Source organism: Brotocaccenecus cirricatena (genome assembly GCF_020687045.1).
In the GTDB taxonomy this organism is placed as follows: domain Bacteria; phylum Bacillota; class Clostridia; order Oscillospirales; family Oscillospiraceae; genus Vescimonas; species Vescimonas cirricatena.
Genome location: NZ_JAJEPW010000079.1, coordinates 1 through 10,944, shown reverse-complemented (window position 1 = coordinate 10,944; position 10,944 = coordinate 1). Strand labels below are relative to the sequence as shown.

General features: G+C 58.7%; 11 protein-coding genes and 1 tRNA gene. 5 read left to right on the top strand and 7 right to left on the bottom strand.

What is annotated here, in order from left to right; translation table 11 throughout:
* Window positions 1–47: 47 nt before the first annotated feature.
* The 3 genes from LKD37_RS15580 to LKD37_RS15570 are packed head-to-tail and all read right to left on the bottom strand — an operon-like array spanning window position 48 to window position 4,103.
* Window positions 48–1,928 carry an ABC transporter ATP-binding protein gene (locus LKD37_RS15580; protein WP_302930019.1) on the bottom strand — a complete coding sequence of 627 codons (1,881 nt, stop codon included), beginning with the start codon at window positions 1,926–1,928 and terminating at the stop codon, window positions 48–50.
* Window positions 1,921–3,657 carry an ABC transporter ATP-binding protein gene (locus LKD37_RS15575; RefSeq protein WP_302930018.1) on the bottom strand — a complete coding sequence of 579 codons (1,737 nt, stop codon included), beginning with the start codon at window positions 3,655–3,657 and terminating at the stop codon, window positions 1,921–1,923. The genes LKD37_RS15580 and LKD37_RS15575 overlap by 8 nt, the downstream gene beginning before the upstream one ends.
* The gene (locus LKD37_RS15570; protein ID WP_302930017.1) at window positions 3,654–4,103 is read right to left on the bottom strand and encodes a MarR family winged helix-turn-helix transcriptional regulator; all 450 of its coding nucleotides are present in this window, start codon (window positions 4,101–4,103) and stop codon (window positions 3,654–3,656) included. The genes LKD37_RS15575 and LKD37_RS15570 overlap by 4 nt, the downstream gene beginning before the upstream one ends.
* Before the next feature lie 337 nt (window positions 4,104–4,440).
* On the opposite strand from LKD37_RS15570, the gene LKD37_RS15565 reads away from it, so the two are divergent.
* The 3 genes from LKD37_RS15565 (at window position 4,441) to LKD37_RS15555 (ending at window position 6,397) form a co-directional block, all read left to right on the top strand.
* Entirely contained in the window at window positions 4,441–4,884 is a 444-nt protein-coding gene (locus LKD37_RS15565; RefSeq protein WP_302930016.1) for a MarR family winged helix-turn-helix transcriptional regulator, read from the top strand.
* Complete coding sequence (locus LKD37_RS15560) at window positions 4,881–6,218, top strand: MATE family efflux transporter (RefSeq protein WP_302930015.1); 1,338 nt, start codon at window positions 4,881–4,883, stop codon at window positions 6,216–6,218. The genes LKD37_RS15565 and LKD37_RS15560 overlap by 4 nt, the downstream gene beginning before the upstream one ends.
* A 102-nt stretch (window positions 6,219–6,320) precedes the next feature.
* Window positions 6,321–6,397 (top strand) — tRNA-Pro (locus tag LKD37_RS15555).
* An 84-nt stretch (window positions 6,398–6,481) separates the two neighbouring features.
* On the opposite strand, the gene LKD37_RS15550 is transcribed toward LKD37_RS15555, so the two are convergent.
* The 4 genes from LKD37_RS15550 to LKD37_RS15535 form a co-directional block, all read right to left on the bottom strand.
* Window positions 6,482–7,633 carry a site-specific integrase gene (locus LKD37_RS15550; RefSeq protein WP_302930014.1) on the bottom strand — a complete coding sequence of 384 codons (1,152 nt, stop codon included), beginning with the start codon at window positions 7,631–7,633 and terminating at the stop codon, window positions 6,482–6,484.
* A 36-nt stretch (window positions 7,634–7,669) separates the two neighbouring features.
* The gene (locus LKD37_RS15545; RefSeq protein WP_302930013.1) at window positions 7,670–7,864 is read right to left on the bottom strand and encodes a helix-turn-helix domain-containing protein; all 195 of its coding nucleotides are present in this window, start codon (window positions 7,862–7,864) and stop codon (window positions 7,670–7,672) included.
* 12 nt (window positions 7,865–7,876) lie between these two features.
* Window positions 7,877–8,806, bottom strand: coding sequence for a replication protein (locus LKD37_RS15540; RefSeq protein WP_302930012.1), 930 nt, complete (start codon window positions 8,804–8,806; stop codon window positions 7,877–7,879).
* A 300-nt stretch (window positions 8,807–9,106) separates the two neighbouring features.
* Entirely contained in the window at window positions 9,107–9,361 is a 255-nt protein-coding gene (locus LKD37_RS15535; protein WP_302930011.1) for a hypothetical protein, read from the bottom strand.
* 380 nt (window positions 9,362–9,741) lie between these two features.
* Between LKD37_RS15535 and LKD37_RS15530 the strand changes: the two genes are divergently transcribed.
* Complete coding sequence (locus LKD37_RS15530) at window positions 9,742–9,996, top strand: hypothetical protein (protein WP_302930010.1); 255 nt, start codon at window positions 9,742–9,744, stop codon at window positions 9,994–9,996.
* Between the two features lie 111 nt (window positions 9,997–10,107).
* A complete protein-coding gene (locus LKD37_RS15525; protein ID WP_302930009.1) occupies window positions 10,108–10,797 on the top strand; it encodes a hypothetical protein in 690 nt (229 codons plus the stop codon).
* Window positions 10,798–10,944: the final 147 nt, after the last annotated feature.

Below are 10,944 nucleotides of genomic sequence, written 5' to 3'. Positions count from 1 at the left end.
GGTATCGCACGATACCGGCGCTTTTGCCCGTATTTGCTGCCTTCCGGTCAGGAAAGCTCCTCCTGGCCGGTGCACAGCTGGTAATACTTGCCCTTCTGGGCCATCAGGGCGGCATGGTCGCCGCGCTCGATGATGCGGCCCTGCTCCAGCACCAGGATGGCCTGGGCGTTGCGGACGGTGGAGAGCCGGTGGGCGATGACGAACACCGTGCGCCCGGCCATCAGGGAATCCATCCCCTGCTCGATGAGCTTCTCCGTGCGGGTGTCGATGGAGGAGGTGGCCTCATCCAGGATCAGCACCGGGGGATCCGACACGGCGGCCCGGGCAATGGCCAGCAGCTGGCGCTCCCCCTGGCTGAGACTGCCGCCGTCCCCGGTGATGACGGTGTCGTACCCCTGGGGCAGGTGGCGGATGAAGGTGTCGGCATTGGCCAGCCTGGCCGCCGCCCGGACCTCCTCATCGGTGGCGTCCAGCTTCCCGTAGCGGATGTTGTCGGCCACGGTTCCGGTGAACAGGTGGGTATCCTGCAAAACAATGCCCAGAGAGCGGCGCAGGGAGTCCTTCCGGATATCCCGCACGTCGATGCCGTCATAGGTGACGGAGCCGGACTGAATGTCGTAAAACCGGTTGATGAGATTGGTGATGGTGGTCTTTCCCGCGCCGGTGGAGCCCACAAAGGCGATCTTCTGCCCCGGCTCTGCGAACAGGGACACGTCGTGGAGCACTGTCTTTTCCGGGTCATAGCCGAAGTCCACGTGCTCAAACCGCACGTCGCCCCGCAGCTCCGTCAGGGAGCCGTCGGACTTTTTCCAGGCCCAGTGGCCGGTGCGGCGGTCCGTCTCCGTCAGGGAATCGCCGTCCTTCAGCACCCGGACCAGGGTGGCGGTGCCGTCGTCGGTTTCGGGGTGGGCGTCCATCACGGCGAAAATCCGCTCGGCGCCGGCCACCGCCGCCAGAAGGGTATTCACCTGCTGGCTGATCTGGCCCACCGGCTGGGACACCTGCTTGACATACAGCAGATACGCCCCCAGAGAGCCGATGTCGAACACGCCGGAGATGGACAGCAGGCCGCCCACACAGCAGGTGACGGCATAGTTGATGCGGGAGAGGTTGCCCATGGCGGGCATCATGGCCCCGGCGTAGGTCTGGGCCATGGCGGCGGCGTCCCGATAGGCGCTGTTGCGGGCGGAGAACTCGTCCAGGGTCTTCTGCTCATGGTGAAAGACCTTGATGACCTTCTGACCCTCGATCATCTCCTCAATGTAGCCGTTGAGACTGCCCAGGGCCGCCTGCTGCTGCTGGAAGCTGATGCGGCTGCGGCCGCCCACGCCCTTCACCACCAGGAGCATCAGCCCCAGGAACACGAAGGTGATCAGCGTCAGCGCCCAGTTCAGATACACCAGCATCACCACCGTGCACACGAAGGTCAGCAGGTTGGACACCACGCTGGCGAAGCTGTTGCTGATCATGTCGGACACGGTGTCCATATCGTTGGTGAAGCGGCTCATCAGGTCGCCGGACTGGTGGGTGTCGAAATACCGCAAGGGCAGGGACTGGAGCTTGTTGAACAGGTCCTGCCGCAGGGTGGCCACCGTCCGCTGGGAGATGCGCACCATGATCCGGGAATAGGCATAGGAGCACCCGGCGGACACCAGGAACACGCCGCCCATGGCCACCAGCATCCAGAACAGGCCCTTGAAGTCCCCGGCCACAATGTGGTTCAGGGCGGGCTTAAGGAAGTAGCTGCTGGCCACGGAGCCCACGGAGCTGAGCACCAGGCACACCGCCACCACGATCAGCGCCGCCTTATAGCGGCCGATATAGGCCAGGAGCTTCCCCACGGTGCCCCGGAGATTCTGGGGCCGCTGATAGCCGTGTCCCCGGCCGTGGGGGCCGCCGGGACGGACCTGCTTCTTGTTTTCAGCCATCAATCGTCGCTCCTTCCTGCTGGGATTTATAGACCTCCTGATAGATGTGGTTGGAGGCCATCAGTTGGTCATGGGTGCCTGCACCGGAAATTTTGCCGTCGTCCAGCACCACGATTAGGTCCGCGTCCATGACGGAGGAAATGCGCTGGGCGATGATGAGCTTGGTGGCCCCGGGCAGGGCCTGGCGCAGGGCGGACCGGATCTTTGCGTCGGTGGCGGTGTCCACGGCGGAGGTGGAGTCGTCCAGAATCAGCACCCGGGGCCGGCGCAGAATGGCCCGGGCAATGCACAGGCGCTGCTTCTGACCGCCGGAGACGTTGGCGCCGCCCTGCTCAATGTGGGTGTCGTAGCCGTCGGGCATGCGGGAGATGAACTCGTCGGCGCAGGCCATGCGGCAGGCCTCCTCCATCTCGGCGTCGGTGGCGTCCTCCCGGCCCCAGCGGAGGTTTTCCCGGATGGTGCCGGAGAACAGGGTGTTCTTTTGCAGCACCATGGCGCAGCCCTGGCGCAGAGCCTCCATGGTGTATTCCCGGACGTTGTGTCCGCCTACGGACACGGCGCCCTCCGTGGCCTCATACAGCCGGGGGATCAGACTCACCAGGGTACTCTTGGCGCTGCCGGTGCCGCCCAGGATGCCCACGGTCATGCCGCTGTCGATATGCAGGCAGACATCCTCCAGGTTCCAGGCGCCGCTGTCCTTGTGATACTTGAAATAAACGTGGTCAAAGTCCACTTCGCCGTTTTCCACGGTCAGGGCCGGGTCGGCGGCGGAGTCGGTGATCTCGGGCTGCTCCTCCAGCACCTCCACAATGCGCTTGCCGCAGGCGATGGACCGGGTCAGCACCATCATCACCATGGCCACCATCATCAGGGACATGAGAATTTCGGAGGCGTAGGTGAAGAAGGCGATCAGGTCGCCGGAGAGCATGGCGCCGCCCACCACATAGTGGCCGCCCAGCCACATGATGGCCATGATGGTGCCGCCCATAATGAGGGTCACCAGGGGGACAAACAGCACCACGAAGCTGTAGGCCCGCTCCGCCGTATCCCGAAGGGTGTCGCTGCGTTGGGTGAACTTCTCCTGCTCCCGGTCCTCCCGGACGAAGGACTTCACCACCCGGATGGCGTTGAGGTTCTCCTGCACCACCAGGTTCAGGTTGTCGGTGGACTTCTGCAGGGCGGTGAAAAACGGCCCCACATAGCGGATGACGATGGCCACCAGGATCAGTAGTAGCGGCAGCACCACCAGGAACACCTGGCTCAGCTGCAGGCTGATGGTCAGGGCCATGACCAGGGCGGTGATCAGCATCACCGGGGCCCGGACCAGCATGCGCATGCCCATCATCAGGGTCATCTGCACCGACGAGACGTCGTTGGTGAGCCGGGTGATCAGGGACGCAGTGGAAAACCGCTCGATGTTGGCAAAGGAGAACCTCTGCACCTGGGCATATTCCGCGGCCCGGACGTTGGCGCCGAAGCCCATGCCGGCCTTGGCCGCCAGAGCCGCCGCGCCCACGCCCATCACCAGGGACGCCAGGGCCATCAGGATCATTTTCAGGCCCGTGGCCAGAATATACGCCTTGTCGCCGTTGGCGATGCCCACGTCCACGATCTGGCTCATGGCCTTGGGCAGCAGCAGCTCCAGCACGGCCTCGCCTGCCGAACACAGCACGCCCAGGAATATCCAGACGCGATACCCCTTGGTATAGGGGGCTAATTTCCGAATCATGCGTTGTCCTCCTCCGATGTCAGATTGTCCGCCGCCCGCAGCAGAAGCCGGCGCAGGGTCTCCGTCTCCTGGGGGTCCATGCCCCGGTGGATCAGGTCCTCGATCTGCCGGGTGATGGACTCGAAGTCATCATAAAACTGCTGTCCGGCCTCCGTCAGCCGCAGGATGCGGCACCGGCCGTCCTTTTCCCCCGGAGTCCGGGTCAGCATCCCCTTTTCCACCAGCCGGTCCACGATGCCGTTGACGGTGGAGGGCTTCACGGCCAGATGCTGCTGCAGCTGTTTCTGGGTCACGGGGCCCGGCTGCCGGTGCAGATACGTCAGCGACCGGCACTGGATGGGCGTGACCCCATAGCGCCGCAGCTTCTGCTCCATCCGCTGATAGGCCCGGTGGTTGCAGTACCCCAGCAGGGGGCCGATCAGCTCGGGCTTTTTCATGCAGCTCATAATAGTCTGCTCCTTTCCTGAGATTTTAATATTTAGTGCCCTAAATGTTAGCAGGCTAAATATTACCACCATTGTACTCCACCGTCAATAGGCAGAGTGTCGGTTTCCTGTGAACGTTCTGTAAACGATGGTGGGGAGCTATTGACTTTTCTCCGCCGGGACGGTAAGATAAGCCCGTAATCCAAAAGCTGTTATCATTGTTATTCTCTCTCCTTTTACCACAAAACAGACCGCCGGTCCCCTCTTTCCCGGGACCGGCGGTCTGTTTTTGCTTGACAATCGTCCGAAATCGTACTATAGTATCCGGGTACGATTTCGGACCAAGGAGGGCGGCCCTATGGCATACACATCCCGGGATATGCGCCGGTTTAACCATCTTTTGCAGGAGACCGACGCGGTTTATCATGAAATGGCCCAGCACTGGGGCCTTTCGGACAGCGTCATGGGGGTGCTGTACACCCTGTGCGACGCCGGGGGCCGGTGCCGCCTGCGGGACATCTGCTATTGGAGCGGCATGACCAAGCAGACCGTCAACTCCGCCCTGCGGCGGATGGAGGGGGACGGGCTGATCTATCTGGAGTCCGCGGGCCGGGGCAAGGACGTGTGCCTGACGCCGGAGGGGGAGGCCCTGGTCCAGCGGACCGCCCGGCGGGTGATCCAGGCGGAAAACCAGGTGTTCGCCGCCTGGCCCCAGGAGGACGTGGAGCAATATCTGGCGCTGACCCGGCGCTTCCAGGAGGCCCTGGCCCAGAAGGCCCGGGAGATCAAGGAGGAATCATGAGCAAAACACCCATCCAGCTTTCGGATCATTTCACCTGCCGCAAGCTGATCTGCTTTACCCTGCCGTCCATCACCATGATAATCTTCACCGCCATTTACGGCGTGGTGGACGGCTTCTTCGTGTCCAATTACGCAGGCAAGACCCCCTTTGCGGCGGTGAATCTCATCATCCCGGTGCTGCTGATCCTGGGAAGCGTGGGCTTCATGTTCGGCACCGGCGGCGGCGCCCTGATCGCCAAGACCATGGGCCAGGGGGACCGCCAGCGGGCCAACAACATCTTTTCCCTGATCGTGTACGCCTCGGCGGCCTGCGGCGTGGTGCTGGCGGCCCTGGGCTTTCTGATCCTGCGCCCGGCGGCGGTGCTGATGGGAGCCGAGGGGGAGCTGCTGGAGCAGGCCCTGATCTATGGCCGTATCAACCTCATCGCCCTGCCCTTTTATGTGCTGCAATATGAGTTCCAGTGCCTGTTTGCCACGGCGGAAAAGCCCCGGCTGGGCCTGTTCGTCACTGTGGCGGCGGGGGTTGCCAACATGGTGCTGGACGCCCTGTTTGTGGGGGTGTTCTCCTGGGGCGCGGCAGGTGCGGCGGCGGCCACGGCCATCAGCCAGTGCATCGGCGGCGTGGCGCCGCTGATCTACTTCGCCCGCCCCAACAGCAGCCTGCTGCGGCTGGGAAAGTGCCGCCTGGACCTGCGTGCCCTGGGAAAGACCTGCTCCAACGGCTCCTCGGAGTTTATGAGCAACGTGTCCATGTCCCTGGTGAGCATGCTGTATAACGTCCAGCTGATGAAGTACGCCGGAGAGGACGGCATCTCAGCCTACGGCGTGCTGATGTATGTGAGCATGGTGTTCCAGGCCATTTTCGTGGGCTATTCCGTGGGCGTGGCCCCCATTGAGTCCTATCACCTGGGGGCGGAGAACCGCCGGGAGCTGCGGGGCCTGCTGCGGCGCAGCCTGGGCCTGCTGGCCGTGTGCGCCGCGTGTATGTTCGCGGCGGGCCAGGTGCTGGCCGCTCCCCTGTCCCGGCTCTATGTGGGCTATGACCCGGGCCTGTTCGAGATGACGTCCCACGCCTTCGGCATCTTCTCCTTCTCGTTCCTGTTCTCGGGCTTCGCCATCTATGGCTCGTCCTTCTTCACGGCCCTGAACGACGGGCTGACCTCCGCCAGCATCGCCTTTCTGCGGACGCTGGTGTTCCAGGTGGGCGCGGTGCTGACCTTCCCGCTTCTGTGGAAGCTGGACGGCATCTGGCTTTCCATCGTGGCGGCGGAGGTCATGGCCGTGATCACCACGGCGATTTTCCTGGTGGTGGGGCGCAAGCGGTACGGGTATTGAAGCCCCACCAGAAAAAAACCAAAAAATTTCAAAAAAATGCTTGCAATCCCCGGATGAATGTGGTATATTAATCAAGCTGACATGAGTGATTCAGCCAGCTATCCGGGTGTGGCGAAGTTTGGTATCGCGCTTGAATGGGGTTCAAGAGGCCTTGAGTTCGAATCTCAACACTCGGACCACGAAGAAGTCCTGAAACCGTAAGGTTTCGGGACTTCTTTTTTTGTTTTCGCGGGGGCTTTACCCGGCGGTTTTCTAACACTTTTCTAACACTTGCCGGACAGCAGAGAGGACATTTCCTGGGCGATGGACTGCTTGCGGGCCATGTCCAGGTGACCATAGACATTGGCGGTCATCTTGATATCACTGTGGCCCAGCCACTCCTGCACGTCCTTGAGCGTAAAGCCATTGCTCAGCAGAATGCTGGCACAGCTATGCCGCAGTTCGTGGAAGCGGATGCGGGGCAGGCCGTTCTTCTGGAGCAGGCGGGCAAAATGATGGGTGATATAGTCCGGAGGAAACGGACGGCCATCCGGCCATTTGAACACATACGGGTTCTCCTGGTATGCCTTGCCGAACAAGCGCCGGTTCGTGCGCTGATCAGACAGGGCCTGCAGGAAAATGGCCCGGGCTTCCGGAAGCAGCGGGAAAGAGCGGTAACTGCTGGCGTTCTTGGTCTTATCCTTTTCCACCGGCTTGGTCACCTTGCTGACGGTGTGCCGAATCGTCAGGGTGCCGGACTCAAAGTCGATGCTGTCCCATTGCAGGCCCAGCAGTTCACTGCGGCGCAGGCCGTAAATAGCCGTGATTTTCACCAGCGGGAACAGTGGATCGTCCCGGATGCTGTCCAGGAGCGTCTGCACCTGTTCCGCCGTGTAGAAATGCGCTTCATGCCGTGGGACGCTGGGCAGGTCGATATACTCGCAGGGATTGGCGGACAGCAGACCGGCCTTAACGGCTTCCGTCAGCGCCTGATACAGAATGTTCTTGTGCAGGCGGAGACTGCGGGGAGACAGGCCGCCTTTGCCGTCCTTGCGCCCATGGGCGGCCTTTTCGTCCATGTAATCCTGCAGAAGCTGGCGGGTCACCTGCTGCAGCTTCAGGCCGCTGGCATCAAAATACGGAAGAATGTGACTGTTGGCCAGACTTTCATAGCCCTGATAGGTCACCTCATCCACCCGGCGCTTTACCTGGGCCAGCCAGGTGCGGATAAAGTCGGCAAAGGACACATCGCTGGGAATGATACCCTGCTGCCGTTCATATGCCTGGATCGTCTGGCGGAGCAGTTGTTCCGCCCGGCGCTTGTTGCCCTTTACCGGCAGGTCCGTTCTGATCCATTTCTGCCGCCGTTTACCGCTTGCGTAGCTGTTGAGAACGATATAGTACTTGTTATCTTTGATTTGCAGACTTCCTGTCATAATAGCTCCTTTCCGGACAGTTAGATTTGTCTGCTGTCATGGGTTTGCTACCGTGTAGCGCGCCGACTGGACAAAATCCACCAGGCACGCCTTGGGAATAAGCATTTTTCGGCCGATATACTTGCAGCCCAGCCGCTTTTCGTGAATCAGCCGGTATACGCTGGCTTTGCCGATGCCCAGGGCACGGGCCACCTCGGCAGGGGTCATCACATCGGGATAGTCCTTGAACAAGCACAGCCCCCCTTAAAACGGCTCATCGCCGCTGTCAGCCTGCATTTCCAGGGCGCCCTGATTGATGCGGCGGCAGAAAGCTCGATAGGTTTCCGGTTCCGTTACCTGCACATTGGGGTACTGATCCGACAGCGGAATATTGCTGACCAGAAACACCTTGGTAAAGCAGGCCACCTTGTTGCTGTAGCGGCAAGGCAGCATCAAGGGATAGCCGTCCAGAAACTTGAGCATATCCGCGATGGGCAGACTGCTGCGAAACTCGTCAAACAGGATAACATCCTGACCCCGATAGTCATCAAAGGGATGGGCGTAATTGGTAACATGGAAAACATTTTCATAGCCGTACAGCTCCATGATGCTCCGGGTTTTGCCGACTCCGGTTTTGCCCCACAGATAGGTTACCTGCAGGTCCCTCCATTGACTGCGGAACCTGTTTTCCAGCAGTGTCTGCCGGGCGGCTTCAATATGCTGTAGCCGATTCATGGCGGAGGGGAACTGCATCAGAATTTCCGCATTGGAAGCGCCGGAAGAAATCATTTCCAGGATTTCAGAGCTGACAGACTGCCGTTTATCACGTTCCGGAGGAAGGTCGCCGCTTTCCTCGAAGGTTTCCGGAAGGTTGGTTTCATGCTTGCCGTCATCCAGCCATCGACCCTCCTTGCGGATATAATCGCGGTTGGCCTGATGGCTTCCCTTTGCCATCTCAATGTGAGCGCCCATGAAGCGATTTTGCAGGGTGGTGAACAGAATCGCGTTGGGGGAATATAGATACAAATGCGTGTGAGGCGTACCCTGCTCGCCTACCTCATCACACATACACCAGTATTGAATACCGGGAAAGCTGGCCAGTGTTGTGCGGATAACCTCGTGAGTAAATCCGTGGTCAACAGGGTTATTGAAGGTCAGCTGATACTTTCGGGCTTTCGTTTTCTGTGTGCACATCCTTTCATAAAATATTTCATTACACAAAACACACGGTTACCAAAGGGTAATACTATGCCTTTGGTAACCAAAGACGGGAGATCCAGCGGGCACTGGAAGCGGTTCGGTCAACGGGACATTTCTGCAGCAAGGCCATCGGAATGGAATCGCGTGCTTGATTTGATATCCGGGAGATTCAGCGGGCACCGGAAGTCATTTGCAAGACGGAAACTGTAGCAGCAAGGCCACGGGGGAGCATGGATGCGAGCCGCATTGCGGCTGACGCCGCAAGTTGCTCTCGCATTTCCTTGCGGGGAGCTGTTACTCCTCTTTTGACAGTTTCGTTTTTATTTCGGACAGGCCATCCCGGGACAGTTCCATAATCTGATCCACGGAGAGACTGTTCAGAAGCCGCAGCATAGTTTGTGACTGTTCCAGGCCGTTGAGCTGTTGGACGATCAATTGCAGGCAGGCGCTGGCATCATTGGTAACGCCCTGGCGTTGCTTATACTCCTGTATTCTCTGGTACAGGTCGTCCGGAATGGTAAGATTGACGCGTTTTTTATCTGACGGCATAGGTCGTACCTCCTTGCGTTAAATTCTGGAATTGATTCTACAGCATGTCACAAGGAATGTCAAGGAGTACTTTGGAGTTACTCCACATATGGAATAAGCCGCCTGTTCCGTTTTGGAAGCAGGCGGCTTGTACAAAATCCATGACAGCAGATTTCTTCTAACAGTTTTCTAACACTTTTTTGATTTCCTTGTTTTTCGGTGGCCGGGCGCTGCAATATGCATCATGCAGCGCCCGGCCCAAACCCGCTGCAAATACAGGCAACTCCGTGATATACGGCGAGTCGGTCTGACTTTATATGAAACATACTTGAAAGCAATGGGGTTCAAGAGGCCTTGAGTTCGAATCTCAACACTCGGACCAAATTAACGAAACGGTATAGATGCGTCTGGCGAAAAGCCAGGCGCATCAACCGTTTCCGGGCTTTTTCGAGCCCGGATTTCTTCTTTCAAACCATAGATGCAAATCGCTGTTTCAGAGCGTCTGCCCCGATTCGAACCGGGCATTTTCCCTTTTCGGGCAGATGCGTTCAGCCAGCGCCCTTTTTCAGCGGCGATTTTTCCGGCTGACAGCGGTATTTTTCTTAAAAAAGAATCACAAAGATTTGGGCGTCGTTTTGTTGGTCCTGACGGACTGAGAAAGCGGCGCCCTTTTTCATTTCAAAAAGGGCGCTGGTGTCAGCGTCAATTTTTTGTGGGCCGGAGCATGATCGCTCTGGCCTTATTTTTTTGCACACGGGAGGAGTTATATGAGCATCAGCGCAGAAGAAAAGGTCTGTTACCTCAGAGAAGCAGCAATCGTCCTTGCCAAGGAGGGTTTCCAGTTGGACGAAGTTCACACTGACAGGCTGTGTATCCAGCTTGACGGTTCGCCGCTTTGTGAAGTAACTGAGAGCGGTGGTGTTGCCTACCGCAATGAGGATATTGACGAGCCAGAACGGATCGCTGCCAAGGACAAGGTGTATGAGATTGTCAGGACCACAGCGGAGTATATGCGGCAGATGGAGATGGCACCCTTTTTGAAAGCTGACGGTCTGGAGGACGGCTACAAGGTGCTGGCGGATTTCAACGGCACTGTGCTGGCTGGAGTTCAGAGCAAACACGGAGTCCACTTTGTCACATGGGATTGGGCCTATGGGCACACAGGAGTATGTCATGGGCACTATTTCATGGAGAACTATGCAGGAGCCAAACAGGACTTTGCTATCCGCTCCGGGCTGATTCAAAAGGAACGGCTTTTCACCCCAGAGCAGATGACCGAGATTTATCGCTGCTGTGCGGACTCTGTAGACGGAGATTTCTTTGAACTCACGGGAGAGCAGGAAAAAATGATCCGCAGTGTTCAGCAGCAGATTGAGGAGTGTGTGCCGGATTTGGACGAGCGAATCCGGCAGCAGGAAGAAGCCTTGGAACAAGTCGCGCAGCAACAGACAATGTAATATCAAACGGAACGGGCCGGAGTCTTAGCAATAAGATTCCGGCCCTTTTTTCATTTCAGAGAGGAGTTCACTTATGCCGTACTATTTCATGCGAGACACGCCGCTGCAGGCGTTGGAGCAGTTGATGATGTCTCAGCCCGGTCAAAA